Source organism: Streptomyces sp. NPDC127100 (genome assembly GCF_042724095.1).
Lineage (GTDB): Bacteria > Actinomycetota > Actinomycetes > Streptomycetales > Streptomycetaceae > Streptomyces.
The window spans coordinates 51,894-71,917 of record NZ_JBHXFL010000037.1 but is presented as its reverse complement, the minus strand read 5'-3'; the positions used below and the strand labels follow the sequence as shown (position 1 = coordinate 71,917).

General features: G+C 72.5%; 21 protein-coding genes. 9 read left to right on the top strand and 12 right to left on the bottom strand.

The window, feature by feature from the left end:
• Positions 1-114: 114 nt before the first annotated feature.
• From ACFWJB_RS27320 to ACFWJB_RS27300, 5 genes are read right to left on the bottom strand one after another with little or no spacing between them, the layout of a single operon-like run.
• Positions 115-1,065: a VOC family protein gene (locus ACFWJB_RS27320; RefSeq protein WP_386925457.1), complete on the bottom strand. Its 951-nt coding sequence runs from the start codon at positions 1,063-1,065 to the stop codon at positions 115-117.
• On the bottom strand, positions 1,046-2,173 hold the full coding sequence (locus tag ACFWJB_RS27315; protein WP_386925455.1) for a 4-oxalomesaconate tautomerase: 1,128 nt from the start codon (positions 2,171-2,173) through the stop codon (positions 1,046-1,048). Before ACFWJB_RS27315 ends, ACFWJB_RS27320 begins: the two co-directional genes overlap by 20 nt.
• On the bottom strand, positions 2,170-2,877 hold the full coding sequence (locus ACFWJB_RS27310; protein ID WP_385473089.1) for a 4-carboxy-4-hydroxy-2-oxoadipate aldolase/oxaloacetate decarboxylase: 708 nt from the start codon (positions 2,875-2,877) through the stop codon (positions 2,170-2,172). Before ACFWJB_RS27310 ends, ACFWJB_RS27315 begins: the two co-directional genes overlap by 4 nt.
• Positions 2,874-3,626 carry a PIG-L deacetylase family protein gene (locus ACFWJB_RS27305; RefSeq protein WP_386925453.1) on the bottom strand — a complete coding sequence of 251 codons (753 nt, stop codon included), beginning with the start codon at positions 3,624-3,626 and terminating at the stop codon, positions 2,874-2,876. The genes ACFWJB_RS27310 and ACFWJB_RS27305 overlap by 4 nt, the downstream gene beginning before the upstream one ends.
• A 48-nt stretch (positions 3,627-3,674) precedes the next feature.
• Positions 3,675-4,325 (bottom strand): GntR family transcriptional regulator, encoded by a 651-nt coding sequence (locus tag ACFWJB_RS27300; RefSeq protein WP_386925451.1) that lies wholly within the window; start codon positions 4,323-4,325, stop codon positions 3,675-3,677.
• A gap of 177 nt (positions 4,326-4,502) precedes the next feature.
• Between ACFWJB_RS27300 and ACFWJB_RS27295 the strand changes: the two genes are divergently transcribed.
• The 3 genes from ACFWJB_RS27295 to ACFWJB_RS27285 all read left to right on the top strand — a co-directional run bounded on the left by ACFWJB_RS27295 (position 4,503) and on the right by ACFWJB_RS27285 (position 7,235).
• Complete coding sequence (locus ACFWJB_RS27295; RefSeq protein ID WP_385473080.1) at positions 4,503-4,850, top strand: cupin domain-containing protein; 348 nt, start codon at positions 4,503-4,505, stop codon at positions 4,848-4,850.
• 120 nt (positions 4,851-4,970) lie between these two features.
• Positions 4,971-6,134, top strand: a complete 1,164-nt coding sequence (locus ACFWJB_RS27290; protein WP_386925448.1) for a Gfo/Idh/MocA family protein — start codon at positions 4,971-4,973, stop codon at positions 6,132-6,134.
• Between the two features lie 96 nt (positions 6,135-6,230).
• Entirely contained in the window at positions 6,231-7,235 is a 1,005-nt protein-coding gene (locus ACFWJB_RS27285; RefSeq protein ID WP_386925446.1) for a Gfo/Idh/MocA family oxidoreductase, read from the top strand.
• Positions 7,236-7,282: 47 nt separating this feature from the next.
• Here ACFWJB_RS27285 and ACFWJB_RS27280 read toward each other — a convergent pair whose 3' ends face one another.
• From ACFWJB_RS27280 to ACFWJB_RS27260, 5 genes are all read right to left on the bottom strand, one after another.
• Positions 7,283-7,696, bottom strand: coding sequence for a VOC family protein (locus ACFWJB_RS27280; protein WP_385460220.1), 414 nt, complete (start codon positions 7,694-7,696; stop codon positions 7,283-7,285).
• A 93-nt stretch (positions 7,697-7,789) separates the two neighbouring features.
• The gene (locus ACFWJB_RS27275) at positions 7,790-8,692 is read right to left on the bottom strand and encodes a sugar phosphate isomerase/epimerase family protein (protein ID WP_385460218.1); all 903 of its coding nucleotides are present in this window, start codon (positions 8,690-8,692) and stop codon (positions 7,790-7,792) included.
• A 1-nt stretch (position 8,693) separates the two neighbouring features.
• On the bottom strand, positions 8,694-9,623 hold the full coding sequence (locus tag ACFWJB_RS27270) for an ATP-binding cassette domain-containing protein (protein WP_386925443.1): 930 nt from the start codon (positions 9,621-9,623) through the stop codon (positions 8,694-8,696).
• 6 nt (positions 9,624-9,629) lie between these two features.
• Positions 9,630-10,706 carry an ABC transporter permease gene (locus tag ACFWJB_RS27265; protein ID WP_385460214.1) on the bottom strand — a complete coding sequence of 359 codons (1,077 nt, stop codon included), beginning with the start codon at positions 10,704-10,706 and terminating at the stop codon, positions 9,630-9,632.
• Positions 10,706-11,728: a sugar ABC transporter substrate-binding protein gene (locus tag ACFWJB_RS27260; protein ID WP_385460212.1), complete on the bottom strand. Its 1,023-nt coding sequence runs from the start codon at positions 11,726-11,728 to the stop codon at positions 10,706-10,708. The genes ACFWJB_RS27265 and ACFWJB_RS27260 overlap by 1 nt, the downstream gene beginning before the upstream one ends.
• 226 nt (positions 11,729-11,954) lie before the next feature.
• Between ACFWJB_RS27260 and iolC the strand changes: the two genes are divergently transcribed.
• The 4 genes from iolC to iolD are packed head-to-tail and all read left to right on the top strand — an operon-like array spanning position 11,955 to position 16,620.
• Positions 11,955-12,917, top strand: a complete 963-nt coding sequence (gene iolC, locus ACFWJB_RS27255; protein ID WP_386925440.1) for a 5-dehydro-2-deoxygluconokinase — start codon at positions 11,955-11,957, stop codon at positions 12,915-12,917.
• 13 nt (positions 12,918-12,930) lie between these two features.
• Positions 12,931-13,818: a deoxyribose-phosphate aldolase gene (locus tag ACFWJB_RS27250; RefSeq protein WP_386925438.1), complete on the top strand. Its 888-nt coding sequence runs from the start codon at positions 12,931-12,933 to the stop codon at positions 13,816-13,818.
• 40 nt (positions 13,819-13,858) lie between these two features.
• Positions 13,859-14,752 carry a 5-deoxy-glucuronate isomerase gene (iolB, locus tag ACFWJB_RS27245; protein WP_385460206.1) on the top strand — a complete coding sequence of 298 codons (894 nt, stop codon included), beginning with the start codon at positions 13,859-13,861 and terminating at the stop codon, positions 14,750-14,752.
• The gene (iolD, locus tag ACFWJB_RS27240; protein WP_386925435.1) at positions 14,749-16,620 is read left to right on the top strand and encodes a 3D-(3,5/4)-trihydroxycyclohexane-1,2-dione acylhydrolase (decyclizing); all 1,872 of its coding nucleotides are present in this window, start codon (positions 14,749-14,751) and stop codon (positions 16,618-16,620) included. The genes iolB and iolD overlap by 4 nt, the downstream gene beginning before the upstream one ends.
• A gap of 58 nt (positions 16,621-16,678) precedes the next feature.
• Here the strand turns inward: iolD and ACFWJB_RS27235 are convergent, their stop codons facing one another.
• Positions 16,679-17,143 (bottom strand): SRPBCC family protein, encoded by a 465-nt coding sequence (locus tag ACFWJB_RS27235; RefSeq protein ID WP_385460202.1) that lies wholly within the window; start codon positions 17,141-17,143, stop codon positions 16,679-16,681.
• 840 nt (positions 17,144-17,983) lie between these two features.
• Here ACFWJB_RS27235 and ACFWJB_RS27230 point away from each other — a divergent pair.
• A complete protein-coding gene (locus ACFWJB_RS27230) occupies positions 17,984-18,310 on the top strand; it encodes a GNAT family N-acetyltransferase (RefSeq protein WP_386925433.1) in 327 nt (108 codons plus the stop codon).
• Between the two features lie 121 nt (positions 18,311-18,431).
• Here ACFWJB_RS27230 and ACFWJB_RS27225 read toward each other — a convergent pair whose 3' ends face one another.
• A complete protein-coding gene (locus tag ACFWJB_RS27225) occupies positions 18,432-18,779 on the bottom strand; it encodes a MerR family transcriptional regulator (RefSeq protein ID WP_386925431.1) in 348 nt (115 codons plus the stop codon).
• Between the two features lie 491 nt (positions 18,780-19,270).
• On the opposite strand from ACFWJB_RS27225, the gene ACFWJB_RS27220 reads away from it, so the two are divergent.
• On the top strand, positions 19,271-20,017 hold the full coding sequence (locus tag ACFWJB_RS27220) for a hypothetical protein (RefSeq protein ID WP_386925462.1): 747 nt from the start codon (positions 19,271-19,273) through the stop codon (positions 20,015-20,017).
• The last annotated feature ends 7 nt before the right edge of the window (positions 20,018-20,024 follow it).

The window sequence follows — 20,024 nt, the reverse complement described above, 5'->3', positions numbered from 1 at the left end:
TCTCTCCCTCTTCGGTTGTTTTATTTTTTTTTAACAAAACCCCCCGGTGGGTGGGGGGGGGGGGCGCGCGGGGGGGGGGGCCCCCCCCCCACCCCCCGGTGGTGCGGGACTCGGTCAGGCGGTGGGCGGGGTGCCGTGGGTGTGGAACGACTCGATGGTCCTCAGGCCCCAGGCCTGGCCCTTCTTCCGTTCCTCCTCCGTCCAGGTGACCAACGGCCAGTCGGGCGCGAGCACCAGGCGGGTGAGCGGGTTGCACAGCTCGATGCGGTTGCCGCCGGGCTCGTAGACATAGAGGAAGAACGTCTGCTGGATGGCGTGCTTGTGGGGACCCGTCTCGATGAACACCCCGGTGTCGATGGCGAGGTCCGCGGCACGCAGGATGTCCTCGCGGGTGTCGGCCGCGAAGGCGATGTGGTGCAGCCGGCCCGAGGATCCGGTCCAGTCCTCGGTGTAGACGACGTCGTAGGACTTGTCGGTGAAGGTGAGCCAACGGGCGGCGATCCTGCCGGAGTCGAGCCGGATCTGCTCGGTGGGCCGGGCGCCCAGGAGCTGTTCCTGGAACTCGGCGTTGGCGAGCACGTCGGCGGCGAGGAAGTTGATGTGGTCCAGGCGGCGTACGCCCACGCCCCGGTTGGGCTTGGCCTGTGGCTGGTTCTTCAGCGCGGGCTTCAGCTCGTCGGGTGCCCGGTAGTGCTCGCTCTCCCAGTACAGGGCGTGTTCGTGCCCGTCGGGGTCGGCCGTGAGGTAGAGCCTGCCGATGCCGGGTTCGTCCTCGACCCACCTGCCGGGCCGGCCCGCCGCCTCCAGGGCCGCCACCCTGCGCCGTAGCGCCTCCTCGTCGGAGGTGCGCAGCGCGAGCCGGCCCAGACCGGGCTGTTCGCGGGCGGTGAGGACCAGGCTGTGGTGCTCGTAGTCGTCGTAGGTGCGCAGGTAGACGGTGCCGCCGTCCTGGCCGTTGACCGTCAGGCCCAGGTAGTCCGTGAAGAAGGCGACGCTGGCGTCCAGGTCGGGGGTGAACAGCTGGGCGTGGCCGACATGGGCGATGTCACCGAGCGGCGGAGTCATGGTGCCCTCCAGGGCGTTGTGCGGGTGGCGGTGCCGTCGCGGCGGACCGGGGGAAGACGGTGCCGTCGAAGATCTTGCGTGCGGTGCGTACGACGGCGGTACGGCGGACCACGGCGGGGATGCCGTCGGAGCCCGGGTCGACGCGAACGTCGACCTCCAGGAATCCCGTGGGGTGTTCGACGCGTGTGCGCTCGCCGGCCCCGGGAAGGCGGGCGATCCCCTCCCCCACCCCGCCGGGCACGCGCAGCCCGGCCGCCACGCTCGCGGCGCCCAGGACGCCGATGGAGGTGTGGCAGCGCACGGGGATGAAGGTGCGGGTCGTGACCGCGCCGCCGTCCCGGGGCGGGGCCAGCAGGGTCAGCTTGGGCACGGTGGCACCCTCGACGTCCCCGAGGCCCATGAGCCGCCCGGCGGCCAGCCGGATCTCCCGGAGCCGGTCGGCGAGCGCCACGTCCTCCTCCAGGTCCCTGGGCGTCTCATAGCCGGTGACCCCCAGTGCGGCCGCCGGGATCAGCACGACCGGCATGCCGTTGTCGACGCAGGTCACCTCGGTGCCGGCGACGGTGTCGCGGGCGTTGCCGGTGGGCAGCAGGGGGCCGGCGCCCTGCGGGAACTCGATGACGACGGGGGCGGCCGTGCCGGGCACACCGGATATCCCGGCGGTGCCGGTGTGGTCGACGCGCCCGCCCGGGGTGGGGAAGGTCGCGACGGCGCGCTCCCCGGTGTTGAGCATGCGGATGCGTACGGACGTCTCGGTGTCGCCGGCCGGTACGAGTCCTCGCTCGACGGCGAACGGGCCCACCCCGGCGAGGATGTTGCCGCAGTTCTGCCGGTCGGTGACCTCGGGCCGGTCGACGGCGACCTGGAGGAACAGGTAGTCGACGTCGGCCCCGGGGTCGTCCGAGCCGGAGACCACGGCGACCTTGCTGGTCAGCGGGTGGCCGCCGCCCAGGCCGTCGATCTGGCGCGGGTCGGGGCTGCCCATGACGCGCAGCAGCAGGTCGTCGCGGGCGGCGGGGTCGGAGGGCAGGTCCCCGGCCAGGAAGTAGGCGCCCTTGGAGGTGCCGCCGCGCATCAGCGTGCAGCGGACCTCCTCGGGGCCGGTCACGGCTGTTCCCCTGCGGTGTACTCGTCGTACGACCGGTAGGTGACGCCGAGTCGCTCCAGCTTCTCGCGCAAGCCGTAGCGGTCCAGGCCGAGTTGGCCCTCGATGAAGGCGGCGCGGGCAGCGGCCTCCTTCTTCTCGCGGGCCTCGGACGCCTCGGCGGTGCGCCGGGCCCGCTCGCGCGGTACGACGACCACGCCGTCGTCGTCGGCGACGATCACGTCGCCGGGGCGGATCACCTGGCCGTCGACGGCGACCGGCACGTTGACCGAGCCGCCGGTGGCCTTGACCGTGCCCTGCGCGGAGACGGCCCTGGACCAGGCGGCGAAGCCCATCTCCCGCAGCTCCTGGGTGTCGCGGATGCCCGCGTTGATGATCAGCCCGCGGACCCCGCGCCGCTGGAGTGCGGTGGCGAACAGCTCGCCGAACATGCCGTCGGTGGACGGTGAGGTGGTGGTGACGACCAGGACGTCGCCCGCGCCGCACTGCTCCACGGCGGCGTGGATCATCAGGTTGTCGCCGGGCCAGCTGAGCACGGTGACCGCGGTGCCGGCGATCCGTACGCCCTGCTGGACGGGCCGTATCTCCGGGCCGAGCAGCCCGGTGCGCCCCATCGCCTCGCTGACGGTGGCCACGCCGTACCCGGCGAGCGCCTCGACGTCCTTCGCGTCGGCCCTGGGCGGGCCGGTGACGACGACGCCGCTCATGCCAGCTCCTGCGCGATCTGCGGGTACGGGCGCATGTACGCCTCGGCCATGGTCCGGTGCGCCAGGCCCAGGTTGGGGCCGGCGTTGCGCTTGAGCTGGACGCCGCGGCGCACGGCCAGGTCGGTGTAGTAGTCCCACAGGTGCTGCTGGGCACCGAGGCACTCCATGGCCCGGCGCTTGGTTTCCCACACCTCGGTGATGTCGAGGAGGACCTCGGGCCTGAAGCCGCTCATCTCGGGCTGGTGCGGCTCGAAGTAGAAGACGGGCGGGGCGCCGATGATCTCGCCCTCGCCCGGGTAGCCGATGGCCTGGGCGAGGACGCGGGCCTCCAGGGCCATGCGGTTGGCGGCCGGGTGGTCGCCGTTGTACGGGTCCTCCACGGGGTGGGTGAGCACGACGTCGGGCTGGGTGGCCCGGTAGACCTCGACGAGCCTGTCGGTCAGCTCCGGAGTGACGAGGAGCGGGTAGTCCCCGGCGTCGAAGAAGCGGACCTCGGCACCGAGCGCGGCGGCGGCCTTCTCGGCCTCCTCCCGGCGGATCGCCTTGATCTCCTCCAGCTTCCTCCCCTCCCGCCAGGCCTTGGCGGACTCGCCGCGCTCACCGAAGGTCAGGCACGCGATGGTGACCTTCTCCCCTCGCGAGGCGGCCAGGGCGATGGCGCCGCCCGCCCGCCACACGAAGTCCCCCGCGTGCGCGGTGACGACGAGTGTCGACCGTGGGGTGGCGGCGGGCGCGTTGCCGTGCGTCATGGGTGAAATCTCCTTGATGGACAGGTGACGCCCGCCTCGGTGCGTGTGTCAGTCGCGCAGCGCCTCGATCACGCTGGTGAGGTGGGCGCGGACGGCCGCCTCGGCCGCCTGCGGATCCCTGGCCTCGATCGCCTCGATCATGGCCAGATGCTCGTTCAGGGATTGCTGCGGACGCCCCGGACGCAGCGCCAACTGGAAGCGGTGGCGGACCAGTTGTGCGTTGAGGCGCTCCAGCAGTTCCACGGCCGTCAGCTGGCCGGAGAACTCCCGGATCCTGGCGTGGAGTTCGTGGTTGAGGTCCGAGTAGGTCAGCGGTTCCCCGCCGGCCACGGCCTTGCGCATCGCCGTGCCCAGGTCCTTGAGTTCGGTCACCTGCGCGTCGCTGACGGCGGCCGCCGCCTTCGCCGCGCAGAGCCCTTCGAGGACCAGTCGGCACTCGGTGATGGCGACCGCTTCCTCCACGGTCACCACCCGCACCCGGGAACCCCGGTTGCGGATGCGCTCCACGAGCCCCTGGGACTCCAGGTCGATCAGCGCGGCCCGGATGCTGGCCCGGGTCACGCCGAACTGCTCGGCGAGTTCGTTCTCCACCAGCCGTTGCGCCGGTGCCATCTCGCCGCGCAGGATCGCCTGCCGCAACTGCCCGAGCGCAAGCTGTTTGGCCTGCTCCCCGGTGCTCGGACGGGGTTGGTTCGGCATGGTCGCCCTCCCTGAGTGAGTGCCTGTCGAACCTAAATCTAGCCAAACAAGATTGTCAACAATTTTGTTCGAAGTCTTTGGGTGCCGGGAGAGCGAGACGAAGTGTCCGTGCGGGCCGCCGGATACGGCACACCCTGTCGCCCCCGCGGCCCCGCCCGTCCCGGCTAGCGTCGCCGCATGACCCACAGCTTCGTTGTCCACGTCCCCGACGCCGAGCTCGTAGCCGAGCCCCTCTCCCCCGAGCAGATCGTGTCCGGCAGCCCCGAGGTCACCGGCAAGGTGGTCTGGGAGTCGGCGGACGGCCGCCAGGCCCGCGGCATCTGGCAGATCACCCCCGGCGTCGTCACCGACACCGAGGCGGACGAGCTGTTCGTCGTGCTGAGCGGCTCGGCCACCATCGAGGTGGAGGGCGGCCCGACGCTGAGGGTCGGGCCCGGCGACCTGGCCGTCCTGCGCGAGGGCGACCGGACGACGTGGACGGTGCACGAGACGCTGCGCAAGGCGTACGCGGTCAACCTCGGGTAGCCCCGCCGGGCGGAAGCGCTTCCGCCGCGCACCTTTGTCCTGTCAAGAGGTTGACATGATGCCAGGGCTCCGCACAGGGTGGGCCTCGTCAGATCACGGACCGGTCCTCGAGGGGCTCGCATGGTGGACGCGCTCGGTGTCGCCGTCGTCGGTTTCGGCTGGATGGGCCGGGTGCACGCCCGGGCGTACGCCCGCGTCCGCCACCACTATCCGCTGCTGCCGCTGCGCCCCGAGCTGATCACCGTCGCCGACGAGGTGCCGGGCAGGGCCGAGGAGGCCGCCGCGCAGTTCGGGTTCGCCTCGGCCACCCGCGACTGGCGGGAGGTGGCCGCCGACCCGCGCGTCGCGGCGGTCAGCATCACCGCGCCGAACTTCCTGCACCGGGAGATCGGCGTGGCGATGGCCGGGGCCGGCAAGCACATCTGGATCGAGAAGCCGGTGGGCCTCACCGTCGCGGACGCCCGCGCGGTGGCGTCCGCCGTGAGCGCGGCCGGCGTCCAGGGCGCCGTCGGCTTCAACTACCGCAACGCGCCCGCGGTCGAGGCCGCCCGCGAGCTGATCGCGTCCGGGGAGATCGGCGCCGTCACCCATGCCCGCTTCCGCCTGTTCAGCGACTACGCGGCGCATCCCGAGGGCGCGCTGACCTGGCGCTACGAGCGGGAGCGGGGCGGCAGCGGGGTGCTCGGCGACCTGGCCTCGCACGGCGCGGACCTGGCCCGGTTCCTGCTGGGCGACATCGCGTCCCTGTCCGCCGACACGGCGGTCTTCCTGCCGGAGCGGCCCCGCCCGGCCGCCGCCACCGCCGGTCACGCGCGCGCCCCGGGCGGCGAGTCGGGCCCGGTGGAGAACGAGGACTACGCCGGCTGCCTGCTGCGCTTCGCCTCCGGCGCCCGCGGCGTCCTGGAGGCGTGCCGGGTGTCGGTCGGCGAGCAGAACAACTACGGGTTCGAGGTGCACGGCACCCGGGGCGCGGTGTTCTGGGACTTCCGCCGCATGAACGAACTGGGGGTCGCCCGGGGCACGCTGTACCAGGACCAGCCGGTCGGCACCGTCCACGTCGGTCCGGCGCACGGCGAGTTCGCCGCCTTCCAGCCGGGGGCCGCGAACGCCATGGGCTACGACGACCTCAAGGTGGTGGAGGCCCACCGCTTCCTGCGCTCGGTGGCGGAGGGCACGCCCCACGGCGCGACGCTGCCGGACGCGGTGCACAGCGCGGCCGTACTGGACGCGATGGCCCGGTCGGCCGAGCGCCGGGCCTGGGTCGAGGTGAACGCCGAGGAGTGACGCCGGGGCCGGCGAGCGGGAACCGGGCCTGCCCGGCGGGCTCCGGCGACCGCGGCGTACGCACGAGGGCAACCAGACACAAGGAGCAGCGGAACCATGCGCATCGGAATCCTCGGCCTCGGCCGCATCGGCGCCTTCCACGCCGCGACCCTCTCCGGACTCGACGCCGTCGGCTCGCTCGTCGTCGCCGACCCGTTCGCGGACGCGGCGCGGGCCGCCGCCGAGCGGTTCGGTGCCGAGGTGGCCCCCTCGCCCGAGGCGGTGCTGGCGGCCGGGGTGGACGGGGTGGTGATCGCCGCCGCCACCGACGCCCACCCGGGCCTGATCCTGGCCGCCGTCGAGGCCGGCGTGCCCGTCTTCTGCGAGAAGCCCGTCGCCCGCACCATGGCGGAGGGCGTCGAGGTGCTCAAGGCGGTCGCGGGCCGTGACGTGCCGGTGCAGATCGGCTACAACCGCCGCTTCGACGCCGGGTTCGCCGCGGCGCGGGCGGCCGTGCGCGGCGGTGAGCTGGGCACGCTGCACACCGTGCGGTCGACCACGCTGGACCCGGCCCCGCCGCCGGCCGCGTACATCGCCGCCTCGGGGGGCATCTTCCGGGACTGCGCCGTGCACGACTTCGACGTCATCCGCTGGGTGACGGGCCGTGAGGTGACCGAGGTGTACGCCGTCGGCGGCAACCGGGGTGCCGGCTTCATCCGGGAGGCGGGCGACGCGGACACCACCGGCGCCGTCCTCACCCTGGACGACGGCACGATCGCCGTCGTCTCCAACAGCCGTCACAACGCGCGCGGTTACGACGTGCGGATGGAGATCCACGGCTTCGCCGACTCCATCGCCGTCGGCCTGGACGACCAGCTGCCGCTGCGCTCGGTCGAACCCGGCGCCACCTTCCCGGCCGGTGTCCCGCACGACTTCTTCATGGACCGCTTCGCCGCCGCCTACCGCGCGGAGCTCATCGCGTTCACCGAGGTCGTGGCGGGGACACGCCCGTCCCCCTGCACGATCGGGGACGCGCTGGAGGCGGGCTGGATCGCCGAGGCGTGCACGCTGTCGCTGCGCGAGCACCGCCCCGTGACCGTCGCCGAGGTGCGGCGGCCCTGAGGGCGCCTGCGCACCCCGCGCACGGCCGGTCTGCCCCCGGGCGACGGTCAGCCCTGGCTACCGCTGATGTTGACCATCCAGGGGACGCCGAACCGGTCCGTGCACATGCCGAAGACGTCGCCCCACATCTGCTTCTCCAGCGGCACGGCCACGGTGCCGCCGGCGGAGAGCTTCTCCCAGTAGCCGCGCAGCTCGGCCTCGTCGTCGCCGCTGAGGCTCACCGAGAAGGTGTTGCCGGGGCTGTACGCCATGCCGGGCGGCGTGTCGGCGCCCATCAGGGTGAAGCCGCCGGGCGTCTCCAGCATGCCGTGCATGATCTTGTCGGCCTCCGGGGCGTCGGCGTCGCCGAACGCTCCGAAGGTGTTCAGCGAGAGCGACCCGCCGAAGACCTGCTCGTAGAACTCCATCGCCTGGCGGGCGTCGCCGTCGAAGCTGAGGTACGGATTGAGGCGCGAGGCCATGGAAACCTCCCGGAACGGGACGAACGGTCGTGCCTTGCACGCTAGCGCGTCGTCCCGGCGACGGCTCGCCGAACGGCAGGGGCGGACCGGGTCTCAGGCTCCGCAGGAGCGCAGGAACCTGCGGGTGCGGACCGCGACGGGCAGCGGCTTGTCCGGTGCGCAGGGGTACATGTCCTGCTCGACGATGGCGAACAGGTCCACGCCCAGGCGCTGGGCCGCCGTGAGCACCGGGCCCAGCTCGGGGACGCCGGCCGGCGGTTCGCACATCACCCCGCGCTGGACGGCCGGGCCGAAGGGCACGCCGTTCGCGCGCACCTCGGCGAGGATCTCCGGGTCGACCTGCTTGAGGTGGAGGTAGCCGATGCGCTCGCCGTAGGTCTCGATCAGCTTGACGCTGTCGCCGCCGCAGTAGGCGTAGTGGCCGGTGTCCAGGCAGAGGCCGACCAGGTCGGAGTCGGTGGAGTCGAGGAAACGCTCGACGTGCTCCTCGCTGTCGATGTGGGTGTCGGCGTGCGGGTGGACGACGACGTCCAGGCCGTAGGTCTCCCCGACCTCGCGGCCGAGGCGTTCCATGCCCTCGGTCAGGTGCGTCCACTGCTCGCCGGTGAGCTCCGGCGGCTCGAGGATCTCGGCCGTCCTGTCGTCGCGCCAGAAGGACGGGATGACGACGAGATGGGTGCCGCCCACGGCCCGGGTGAGGGCGGCGACGCGGCCGACCTGCTCCCAGGTGGCGTCCCACTCGGCGGGACCGCGGTGCAGCCCGCAGAAGATCGTGCCCGCGGAGACCTTCAGGCCGCGCCGGGCGACCTCGTCGGTGAGCCGGGCCGGGTCGGTGGGCAGGTAGCCGTAGGGCCCCAGTTCGATCCACTCGTAGCCGGCCTCGGTCACCTCGTCCAGGAAGCGTTCCCAGGGCACCTGCCGCGGGTCGTCGGGGAACCAGACGCCCCAGGAGTCGGGGGCCGAGCCGACGCGGATGCGGTCCAGGGCAGCGGGCATGTCAGGCCTTCCCTTCGGCGGTGCCGGACGCGCCGGTCGCGGGCGCCGCGCCGCCGGACGCGGGAGCCTCCGGGAGCGCCGCCGTGCCGACCCCTCCGGCCTGCGCCAGTTCGTGCTCGAGTGCGGCGAGTTCGGCGCCGCCGGCCATGTGGTTGGTGAGTTCCTCGAGGCTGATGCCGGCGCGTGCGGCGCTGAGTTCGAGGGTACCCAGGCGCAGCACGCTGAAGTGGTCGCCGACCAGGTAGGCGTGGTGCGGGTTGTGGGTGATGAGGACGACGCCGAGGCCGCGTTCGCGGGCGGCGGCGATGTACTTGAGAACCACTCCGGACTGCTTGACGCCGAGTGCGGCGGTGGGCTCGTCGAGGATGAGGACGCGGGCGCCGAAGTGGACGGCCCGGGCGATGGCGACGCACTGGCGCTGGCCGCCGGAGAGGGTGCCGATGGGCTGTTCCAGGTCGTCCAGGACGATGCCCATGGTGCGCAGTTCCTCGTCCGCGGTCCTCTTCATCCGCGCGATGTCGAGGCGGCGGACGGGCCAGGGCCCCCTGGTCAGCTCGGAGCCGAGGAAGAAGTTCCGCCACACCGGCATCAGGGGCACGGTGGCGAGGTCCTGGTAGACGGTGGCGATGCCCCGGGCCAGGGCGTCGCGCGGCGTGGCGAAACGCACCGGCTCACCGTCGACGAGGAGGACGCCCTCGGTGTGCCGGTGCAGCCCTGAGATGATCTTGATGAGGGTGGACTTGCCGGCGCCGTTGTCGCCGAGCACGCAGGTCACCCGGCCGGGGTGGACGGCGAGGTCGACCCCGTGCAGGGCCCGTATGTTGCCGTAGGTCTTGCCGGCGCCGCGCAGCTCGACGAGCGGGCGGCCGCCGTCGCCGGGGGCGGTGTCCGCCAGGACGGCGCCGTTGGTGCCGGTGGTCTCGCTGGTCATTTCCGATCACCTCCGGGTCGCCGCGCGGCGGACCCACAGATTGATGAGGACGGCACCGAGCAGCATCACGCCCAGGAACGCCTTGAACCAGTCGGGGTTCCATCCGGCGTAGACGATGCCCTGGTTCACCATGCCGAACATGAAGGCGCCGAAGACCGGACCGACGGCGGAGCCGTAGCCGCCGGTGAGCAGGCAGCCGCCGATGACGGCCGCGGCGATGTAGATCAGCTCCTGGCCGACGCCCTCGCCGGACTGCACGGTGTTGAAGGAGAACAGCTGGTGCATGCCGACGAACCAGGCACCGAAGCCGACCAGCATGAACAGCGTGATCTTCGTGAAGGTGACGGGGACGCCGACCGCGCGGGCCGACTCCTGGTCGCCGCCGACCGCGAAGACCCAGTTGCCGTACTTGGTGCGCAGCAGCACCCAGGTGGCGAGCGCGGCGAAGGCCAGCCACCACACGACGGTGATCTTCACCTGGACGCCGCCGACGCCGAAGGACGAGGCGAAGAGCGCCTCGGCCTGGTCGAAGCCGTCCATGTCGCTGATGTCGTCGGTGGCGACGTTGCCGGTGACCAGTTTGGTGACGGCGAGGTTGACGCCCTGGAGGATCAGGAAGGTGCCGAGGGTGACGAGGAAGCTCGGCAGTCCGGTCCTGACCAGTACCCAGCCGTTGAAGGCGCCGACGCCCAGGGAGACCGCGAGGGCGACGACCACGCCCATCCAGACGTTCATGGTGAGCTGGTAGCTGAGCATGGCGGCGGTGAGCGCCGAGGTGACCACGGCGACGCCGGCGGACAGGTCGAACTCGCCGCCGATCATCAGCAGGGCGACCGGCAGCGCCATGATGCCGATGGTGGACGACTGGTAGAGGACCGTCGCCATGGAGCCGCCGTCGCGGACCGGGGGCGCGGCGATCAGGAAGAAGACGAACACGGCGACGGCGCCGAGGAACACGCCGACCTCGGGGCGGGCCAGCAGCCGCAGCGCCGGCGGTCGCCGCCGGGTCCGTCCGTCGCCCGGTCGCGGGCCGGGAGCCGGCGGTGCGGTCACCGCCGGCTCGGCCCGTGGGGACGCGCTCATCACCGGGTGCCCTTCGCGGCGAACCCGGCGACGGCCTCGACGTTGGACTTGTCGACGAAGGCCGGGCCGGTCAGCACCGGCTGCTCGCCGCCGCCGCTGTAGTTGCCGTTGTTCTTCTGCAGCCACAGGCCGTCGACCGCCAAGTAGCCCTGGAGGTAGGGCTGCTGGTCGACGGCGAACTCGATGGTGCCCTTCTCGATGGCGCCGGTGAGTTCCTTGTTGAGGTCAAAGGTGGCGACCTCGGCCTTGCTGCCGGTCTCCTCGACGGACTGCGTCGCGGCCATGGCGAACGGGGCGCCGAGCGTGACGACGTGGTCGACGGCGCCGTCCTGCTTCAGCTTCGCGGTGATCGTCGACTTCACGGACGGCATGTCGGTGCCGTTGACGTAGAGGTTCTCCACCGAGCCCTCGAAGGTCTTCTTCACCCCGTCGCAGCGCTGGGTCAGGCCGACGTTGCCCTGCTCGTGGATCACGCAGACAGCCCTCTTGGCGCCGACCTCGTTCAGCTTCTTGCCGAAGGCCTCGCCGGCCACGCTCTCGTCCTGCCCGAAGAACTCCAGCAGGCCGAGCTTCTTCCAGTCGGCGAGGCCGGAGTTGAGGCCGACGACGGGTATGCCGGCCCGCTCGGCCTCGGCCAGGACGCCGCGGAGGGCGTCCGGCTTGGCGAGGGTGACAGCGATGCCGTCGACCTTCTGGTCGATCGCGTTCCGCACCAGGCTGGCCTGGTTGCCCGCGTTGGGGTCGGCGGAGTAGACGAGCTTGATGTTGTCCTTGGCGGCGGCGGCCTCGGCACCCTTGCGGACGATGTCCCAGAAGGTGTCGCCGGGCGCCTGATGGGTGACCAGGGCGACCGTCATGCGCGGGGTGTTCGCCTTGCCCGCGGAGGCGCCGGAGTCCCCCTCCTCGTCGGCCTTCTTGCCCCCGGAGCTGCTGGAGCAGCCGGCGAGGGTCAGCGCCGCCGCCGCGGCGAGGGCCACGGCCGGGGCGAGTCTGCGGGAGCGGGCGTGCGAAGAGCGGACCATCTTTCCTGCACCTCACTGTGCGACGGGGAACCGTGTGTCGGAGGGGAGAAGAACGGCTGTTGACGCTGGGACCGGATACAAGTCCCTGAGAGGCCCGCTGTCAATACTTTGTTAAGACATTATTTCACGAGCTGGTCAGAATGTAAGCACAAACTATTGACAGGGTCCTTCCGCCGTCCTACATCTGGGAGGCGGCAGCCCCCGCCCAGCCCGAGGAGCGTCGTACATGGCCGAGCCGGTCCGGCAGTTCGATCTGATCACGATGGGCCGCATCGGAGTGGATCTCTATCCACTTCAGACGGGCGTATCCCTTGCGGAGGTCGAAACGTTCGGCAAGTTCCTCGGCGGTTCGGCCGCGAACGTGGCGGTCGCCGCCGCCCGCCTCGGCCGTGCCGCGGCCGTCATCACCCGCACGGGCGACGACCCGTTCGGCCGCTATCTGCACCGGGCCCTCCGGGAGTTCGGCGTCGACGACCACTGGGTCACGCCGGTGGCCGCGTACCCGACGCCCGTCACCTTCTGCGAGGTCTTCCCGCCGGACGACTTCCCGCTCTACTTCTACCGCCGGCCCAAGGCTCCCGACCTGGAGATCCGCCCCGAGGAGCTGGACCACCACGCGATCCGCGCGGCCCGCGTCTTCTGGGTCACCGGCACCGGACTGAGCGAGGAGCCCAGCCGCACCGCGACCCTGGGCGCCCTCGCCCACCGCGCCGGGGCCGGGATCACGGTCTTCGACCTGGACTGGCGCCCGATGTTCTGGGCCGACCCCGACCAGGCCCGCCCCCACTACGCCGAGGCGCTGCGGCACGCGACCGTCGCCGTGGGCAACCTCGACGAGTGCGAGATCGCCACCGGCGTGCGTGAGCCGTGGGCCTGCGCCGAGGCGCTGCTGGCCGCGGGCGTGGAGCTGGCCGTCGTCAAGCAGGGCCCGGCCGGTGTGCTCGCCGTGCACCGCGACGGCCGGACGGCCGAGGTGCCGCCGGTGCCGGTCGAGGTGGTCAACGGCCTGGGCGCGGGCGACGCGTTCGGCGGCTCCCTCTGCCACGGCCTGCTGTCCGGCTGGGAACTGGAGCGGACCATGCGGTACGCCAACGCGGCCGGCGCCCTCGTCGCCTCCCGTCTCGCCTGCTCCTCCGCGATGCCCACCGGGGCGGAGGTCGACGGCCTCCTCGCGCGAGCCACTCCCTGAACGGAGCGTTGCCTTGTCCCTGAGCATCCCCGACCTCACGGCGGTCAGAGCCCGGCACCCGGAGGCCATCGCCGAGGCGGCGGCCCGCCGGGTACGCCGTCCGCTGATCGGCGACTCCGGGCGCCTGCTGATCGTGGCCGCGGACCATCCGGCGCGCGGCGCGCTCGGCGTGGGCGGCCGGCGGCTCGCCATGGCCAACCGGGCCGGTCTGCTGGAACGCCTGTGCACCGCGCTGTCACGGCCCGGTGTCGACGGGGTGCTGGCCACCGCCGACGTGCTGGAGGACCTGCTGCTGCTCGGGGCGCTGGAGAACAAGGTCGTCATGGGCTCGATGAACCGCGGGGGCCTCGCGGGCGCCGCCTTCGAGATGGACGACCGCTTCACCGGGCACCGCGCCGACGACATCGCCCGCCTGCGCTTCGACGCGGGCAAGCTGCTGCTGCGCATCGACTACGACGACCCCGGCTCGCTGTCCACCCTGGAGTCCGCGGCCCGCGCGGTCGACGCCATGGCGGCGCGCGAGCTCCCCGTGTTCGTCGAGCCGTTCGTCTCCCGGCGGATCGACGGCCGCGTCCGCAACGACCTGTCCGCCGAGGCCGTCACCCGTTCGGTCGCCGTCGCCTCGGGCCTGGGCGGCACCTCCGCCTACACCTGGCTGAAGCTGCCCGTCACCCGCGACCCGGACGACATGGGCGAGGTCCTGGAGACCTCCACGCTGCCCGTGGTGCTGCTCGGCGGCGACATAGGCGGCTCCCCCGCGGACCAGGCCGCCGCCTACGAGCGCTGGCGCAAGGCGCTCAGACTGCCCACCGTGCAGGGCATGGTCGTCGGGCGCTCGCTTCTCTACCCCGCGGAGGGCACGGTGGAACAGGCGGTGGACACCGCCGTCGGCCTGTTGTGAGCCAGAGGACGTGACGCGAGAGAGGACGGGAGAGGACCCGATGACCTATCACCTTCCCGCGGGCGGGGCGGCCGACGGCCCGTACGCCGTGGACGTGACGCCCGAGAAGGCCGGCTGGGGCTACTCCGGTCTGCGCGTGCTCCGCCTGCCGCCCGGCGGCAGCCACACCTTCGACAGCGGCGACAGCGAATGGATCGTCCTGCCGCTCGGCGGCGGCTGCACGGTCGCCACCGCGGGCGACTCCGGCCGGGAGACCTTCGAGCTCACCGGCCGCTCCGGCGTGTTCGACGGCGTCACCGACTTCGCCTACGTACCGCGCGACGCCCGTACGACGGTGACGTCCGCCGGCGGCGGCCGGTTCGCCCTCACGGGCGCCCGCTGCACCCGGCGCCTGCCCGCCCGCTACGGCCCGGCCTCGTCCGTCCCGGTGGAACTCCGGGGCACCGGCAACTGCTCGCGGCAGGTCAACAACTTCGGTGCCGCGGACGTCTTCGAGTGCGACAGGCTGATCGCCGTCGAGGTGATCACCCCGGGCGGCAACTGGTCGTCGTTCCCGCCGCACAAGCACGACGAGCACCGCCCCGGCGAGGAGTCGGTGCTCGAGGAGATCTACTACTTCGAGTTCGCCGCCCACGACGGCATCCCCGGCCTCGGCTACCAGCGGGTCTCGCCGTCCGGGCGGGGGCGGGGCACGGACGTGCTGGCCGAGGTCCGGGACGGGGACGTCGTCCTCATCCCCGACGGATGGCACGGACCGTCGATGGCCGTACCGGGCCACCACATGTACTACCTCAACGTCATGGCGGGCCCCGGGGCCGAACGCGCCTGGCTGATCAGCGACCATCCCGGCCACGCCTGGATCCGCGACACCTGGCCCGGCCGTCCGGTCGACCCCCGGCTCCCCCTCTACACCGCACCCGAGAGGTCCGCATGAGCGCCGTCACCCTCCGACTGACCACCGCCCAGGCCCTGGTGCGCTTCCTGGCCGCCCAGTACACCGAACGCGACGGCGTACGGCACCGTCTGATCGCCGGCACGTGGGGCGTCTTCGGCCACGGCAACGTGGCCGGCCTCGGGCAGGCACTCGTGGAGTACGCCGGCGTCATGCCGTACCACCAGGGCCGCAACGAACAGGCCATGGTGCACGCGGCCGTCGGGCACGCCCGCCACCTCAACCGCCTGTCGGCGCAGGCGGTGACGACCTCCATCGGCCCGGGCGCCACCAACCTGGTCACCGGCGCCGCCCTCGCCACGGTCAACCGCCTGCCGGTCCTGCTGCTCCCCGGCGACTACTTCGCCTCGCACGCGGCCGACCCGCTGCTCCAGCAGCTGGAGCACCCGACCGAGGCCGACGTGTCCGTCAACGACACCCTGCGCCCGGTGTCCCGGTACTTCGACCGCGTCACCCGGCCGGACGCCCTGATCGCCTCCGCGCTGCGGGCGATGCGGGTGCTGAGCGACCCGGCCGAGACCGGGGCGGTCACCCTCGCCCTCCCTCAGGACGTCCAGGCGCAGGCGTACGACTGGCCGGAGGAGTTCTTCGCCGACCGCGTCTGGCACGTACGGCGTCCCGCCCCCGACCCGGCGGAACTGGCCGAGGCGGTCCGCGCGGTCCGCGCCGCGCAGCGCCCGCTGATCGTCGCGGGCGGCGGCGTCCACCACAGCGAGGCGGAGGCGGCGCTGAAGGCGTTCGTGGACGCCACCGGCATCCCGGTCGCCTCCACCCAGGCAGGCAAGGGCTCCCTGCGCCACGACCACCCGGCCGACCTCGGCGGCATCGGCCACACCGGCACCGCCGTCAGCGACGACCTGGCCCGCACGGCGGACCTGGTGATCGGCATCGGCACCCGCCACTCGGACTTCACCACGGCCTCCGGCACCCTCTTCCGCCGACCGGACGTCCGCTTCCTGAACCTCAACATCACCGCCTTCGACGCCCACAAGCTCGCCGCCCGCACCCTGGTCTGCGACGCGCGGGCCGGTCTCACGCTGCTGACCGACGCCCTCGCGGGACACCGGGTGGCGCCGGAGTACGAGGCGGAGTACCGCGCGGGCAAGGACCGCTGGGAGCAGGTCGTGGAGGCGGCCCTGACGGCGGACGACGACAACGCCGTCCCGACGCAGACCCACGTGCTGGGCGCCCTGGACGCGGTCGTCGGCGACGAGGACGTGGTGATCAACGCGGCCGGTTCGCTCCCCGGTGACCTGCACAAACTGTGGCGGGCCCGCTCCCCGCGCCAGTACCACCTGGAGTACGGCTACTCGTGCATGGGCTACGAGATCCCGGCCGCGCTCGGCGTGCAGCAGGCGGCGCCCGGCACGCCCGTGTGGGCCCTTGTCGGGGACGGTACCTATCTGATGAACCCGACGGAGATCGTCACCGCCGTGCAGGAGAACCTGCCGGTCAAGCTGGTGATCGTGCAGAATCACGGCTACGCCTCCATCGGCGGCCTGTCCGAGTCGGTCGGCGCGGAGCGCTTCGGCACCGCCTACCGCCACCGCGCCGCCGACGGCACTTTCACCGGCGCCCCGCTGCCCGTCGACCTCGCCGCCAACGCGGCCAGCCTCGGCATGGAGGTGCTGCGCGCCAAGACGGTGCGCGAGCTGCGGGAGGCGCTGGCGGCGGCCCGTACGGCGACCCGTCCGACCTGCGTCCACGTCGAGACGGACCCGGCGGTGACCGCCCCCGGCGCCGAGGCCTGGTGGGACGTGCCGGTGGCCGAGATCTCCGCCCGCCCGGCCGCCGCCGAGGCACGCGCACGGTACGAGCGTGCCGCCGCCGACCGCCGCCACCACCTCTGATGCCCCGTCACGCGGCGCCGGCTCGCGACGGCGCCGGGCGGGGCGTCCGGCTCGTCCGTCATCCCCCGGTCAGGGCCTGACCGTCCCGGCGGTGTTCGCGTACCGCGATCCGGGCCAGCTTCGTCAGCATCATGCCGTTGCGAATGGCGACGACGTAGTCGACGGGCAGGCCGTGCATCCGTGTCCCGGGCCCTCTGAGCGGATGCCAGTCGAGGACGAACAGCGTGTGCTCGCCCCAGGGGATCAGACGCATCGCGATGCGTGCCGCGCCGAAGGGGTCCGCCTTGGCCTCCAGCTCCAGCCGCTGGTGCGGCTCGCAGACGCGGACGACGCAGGTGTCGTCGAGCGTCAGAGGGCCGGCGCCCACTCTGACCCGCAGCTGTGCCCCCACGTCCGGCCAGTGCGGGTCCGCGGTGAGGACCGCTCGGGTCCCCGTCACCCATTCGCCGTAGCGGTAGCCGTCCGACAGCAGGCTCCAGACGGCGGACGGGGGGCTCAGGATGAGGCGTCGAGTACGGGACACGCGAACACTCCTCTTGGCGTCGGCCGGTACTTGCTGTCAGCGCGTCGAACACTAAGGCCGGCGGCGCACTCCGGCCCCGGGACAGGCCACGGTCCGCGCACTTCCACGACCCGACGTCACTCCTGTGGGCGCCGGGACCTGTGCCCCTGCCACGCCCGTCCAGGTCGAGCGTGCCGGTGGCAGGCCACAAATGCGTTGCTCGCGTACGTTCCCGGCCGTGATCATGGGGCCGATGCGCTTCCTTTCCGCCGCCGCGGACCCCACCGTCCTGGATCGTGCCGTCTCGTACCCGGCCGACGGTCCCCTCGCCGCCCTCACCGCCGGAAGAATCCGCGAGGAACTCGACGCCGGCCGGTTCCGCCCGGAGTGGATCTGGCTCGCCGAGGACGGCGGACAGGTCCTGGCCCGCGCGTTGTGGTGGGGCCGTGCCGACAGTGAACGCCCCCTCGCGCTCGACTGTCTCCAGGTCCGCTCCACGGCTACCGATCCGGTCGCCGTCGCCACCGGACTCCTCGAAGCCGGGCACGCCGCCCTCGGCACGCGCCCGCTGTACAACCTCTCCCTCCCGGCGGACTGGGACGGCCGCTCCGAACTGTCCGAGGCGGTCGCCTGGCGTCGCGAAGCGGCCCTGCGCACGGGGCTGAGCCGGGAGATCCGGCGCCTGCGCTACGAGTGGACTCCGGCGGCGGGACTGCCCGAGGCGGGCAGCCGGCTGACGTTCCGGGAGGGCAGCGACGAGGAGTTCCTGGAGGCCTTCGTCCGGGTCTCGGCCGGCAGCCTCGACGAGGCCACCCTGACGAACTGCGCACGAAGGACGCCGGGCAACTCGCCGAGGAGGACATGCGGTTCTACCTCGACTGCCCGGGCGAGCGCTCCTGGTGGCGGCTCGCGGAGCTGCCCGACGGCACGCTCGCCGGTCTGGCCGTCCCTTCGGCGACCCCGTACCACCGCAACGTCGGCTATCTCGGTGTCGTACCCGAGCAGCGCGGCAAGGGGCTGATCGACGAGATCCTCGCCCAGATCACCCGCTTCCACGCGGCCGAGGGCGCGGAGCGCGTCACCGCGACGACGGACACGACGAACGTCCCGATGGCCGGTGCCTTCGACCGCGCCCGCTACGACGTGACGGAGATCCGTCTGGTCCTGGAGGCGCCGGGGGCCGCTTGACCCGCCGGGCCGCTGCCCGGGGCGACGGGGCGGACGTCCCCGTGCTGCGGGGCGACGAGGGCGTCCGGCCTGCCCTTTGTGCCCCGCAGCTCAGCGGTCCGCCGACCGCGGCGGTCGAGCGTCAGACCGAGCTTTTCGGCTGCGTGCCGGTGCCCTGTGCGGCGCGGAGTTCCTCGTTGATGCGCTGGGCTTCTTCGAGCTGGTCTTCGAGGATGATGATCCGGCAGGCGGCTTCGACCGCGGTGCCGGCGTCCACCAGTTCGCGGGCGCGGGCGGCGATGCGCAGCTGGTAGCGGGAGTAGCGGCGGTGGCCGCCTTCGGAGCGCAGCGGGGTGATCAGGCGGTGTTCGCCCAGGACGCGAAGGAAGGCGGGGGTGGTGCCGAGCATCTCGGCGGCCCGGCCCATGGTGTAGGCGGGGTAGTCGTCGTCGTCGAGGTTGTCGACGGGGCGGGAACTGCCAGGGGGCATAGACCTCTTCTTCCGGGTGACGCGTCGGGGGGCCCGGGCGCCGACCGGCGCCCGGGCCCCGAGCTTTCCACACCATCTACCGGCTGACTGCGCCGGCCTTCTGTATCCGCATGTGCCGCCTGGAAGAGCGGGCTTGCGGGGATCGCGGCTGCGTGACCGGGGACCACCATCCAATCCGGGGTCTGCGGTACCCGGGCGGTTCAGCCCACCCGGGCGATCCTGATGGCGTTTCGCTCCTTACCTCTTTCGATCGATCCGTTCGTACTGGTGCTTGCACGGCAGTTCGTCTCTGCCGTGTCCTTCGACTTCTGGCTACACCCAGAACACTAGCGCCAACCCAAGGCAATGTCTACATCCGCCAGTGCAGATTTACTCCATCCGGTGACATGCGCAATCGCGTCCTCTCACACCCGGGACCCTCGGTTGGGCGCGTCAGTCCGCTCCAAGCGCTCCGGCCTGCCCGGGCGGCGGCCGTCTACCCTGGCCCGGTGATGGACACGGGAGACTTCCGGGCCGGTGACGTGCTGTCGGTCGCCTGCCCCTTCACACCGGCTCGCGTGGAGCGAGGTGTGACGTGGGGCCGCATCGCGGTGCGATGGCCGTGGTGGGACATCGACAGCGGCAGCGACTTCATCCACTGGAACGGCGTCGTCGCCCTTGGCGTGGCGGGGGACGAACGCTCGGAGCCCGAGGTGCGGGCGGAGCTGTTCCGGACCGACCCGCCGCCCGAGCGGCTGACGGCGGGCGACGTCTGCCGGGTCGGAGTACCGCCGACCACGGTGCACGTGACGGCCGTCGACCACCACGATCCCCCGCTCGAGACGGGCTGGCTGCCCCGCCCCCGTCTGACCGTGAGCGTGCTGCGCCGCGGCCTGTCCTATCGCGAGTTCCCGGACGACAGCCACCTCGACGGCACGGGGTACTGCCTCCACCCCGGCGACGGGATCCCCTTCACCTTCGACCTGTTGCTGCGGCCGTACGCGTGTCTCCGGCCGGGCGACGAGGTCGCGGACGCCGCCGGCCGGGCGTGGCGGTTCGACGGCCCCTGGGACTGGACCGCCTTCGACGGAGAACCGGCGGGAGCGGGCCCCGAGTGGCCGCTCGTCCTGCTCACGCGCGCGGGAACGCCGTGCACCGCCGAGGACGCGCGGGCGGTGGCCGCGAGCACGGCGAGCGGTTCGCACCAGCGGACGGTCCGGGACTGGATGTCGCTGACCAGGGCCTCGCCCACTCCCTGACCGACCG

Coding starts and splice junctions, on each gene's coding strand:
- iolB (WP_385460206.1), top strand. CDS start 13,859: ATGACCTATCACCTTCCCGCGGGCGGGGCGGCCGACGGCCCGTACGCC.
- ACFWJB_RS27220 (WP_386925462.1), top strand. CDS start 19,271: ATGGACACGGGAGACTTCCGGGCCGGTGACGTGCTGTCGGTCGCCTGC.
- ACFWJB_RS27230 (WP_386925433.1), top strand. CDS start 17,984: ATGCGGTTCTACCTCGACTGCCCGGGCGAGCGCTCCTGGTGGCGGCTC.
- ACFWJB_RS27290 (WP_386925448.1), top strand. CDS start 4,971: ATGGTGGACGCGCTCGGTGTCGCCGTCGTCGGTTTCGGCTGGATGGGC.
- ACFWJB_RS27275 (WP_385460218.1), bottom strand. CDS start 8,692: ATGCCCGCTGCCCTGGACCGCATCCGCGTCGGCTCGGCCCCCGACTCC.
- ACFWJB_RS27285 (WP_386925446.1), top strand. CDS start 6,231: ATGCGCATCGGAATCCTCGGCCTCGGCCGCATCGGCGCCTTCCACGCC.
- ACFWJB_RS27300 (WP_386925451.1), bottom strand. CDS start 4,325: ATGCCGAACCAACCCCGTCCGAGCACCGGGGAGCAGGCCAAACAGCTT.
- ACFWJB_RS27305 (WP_386925453.1), bottom strand. CDS start 3,626: ATGACGCACGGCAACGCGCCCGCCGCCACCCCACGGTCGACACTCGTC.
- ACFWJB_RS27265 (WP_385460214.1), bottom strand. CDS start 10,706: ATGAGCGCGTCCCCACGGGCCGAGCCGGCGGTGACCGCACCGCCGGCT.
- ACFWJB_RS27310 (WP_385473089.1), bottom strand. CDS start 2,877: ATGAGCGGCGTCGTCGTCACCGGCCCGCCCAGGGCCGACGCGAAGGAC.
- ACFWJB_RS27320 (WP_386925457.1), bottom strand. CDS start 1,065: ATGACTCCGCCGCTCGGTGACATCGCCCATGTCGGCCACGCCCAGCTG.
- iolD (WP_386925435.1), top strand. CDS start 14,749: ATGAGCGCCGTCACCCTCCGACTGACCACCGCCCAGGCCCTGGTGCGC.
- ACFWJB_RS27225 (WP_386925431.1), bottom strand. CDS start 18,779: ATGCCCCCTGGCAGTTCCCGCCCCGTCGACAACCTCGACGACGACGAC.
- ACFWJB_RS27295 (WP_385473080.1), top strand. CDS start 4,503: ATGACCCACAGCTTCGTTGTCCACGTCCCCGACGCCGAGCTCGTAGCC.
- iolC (WP_386925440.1), top strand. CDS start 11,955: ATGGCCGAGCCGGTCCGGCAGTTCGATCTGATCACGATGGGCCGCATC.
- ACFWJB_RS27280 (WP_385460220.1), bottom strand. CDS start 7,696: ATGGCCTCGCGCCTCAATCCGTACCTCAGCTTCGACGGCGACGCCCGC.
- ACFWJB_RS27260 (WP_385460212.1), bottom strand. CDS start 11,728: ATGGTCCGCTCTTCGCACGCCCGCTCCCGCAGACTCGCCCCGGCCGTG.
- ACFWJB_RS27270 (WP_386925443.1), bottom strand. CDS start 9,623: ATGACCAGCGAGACCACCGGCACCAACGGCGCCGTCCTGGCGGACACC.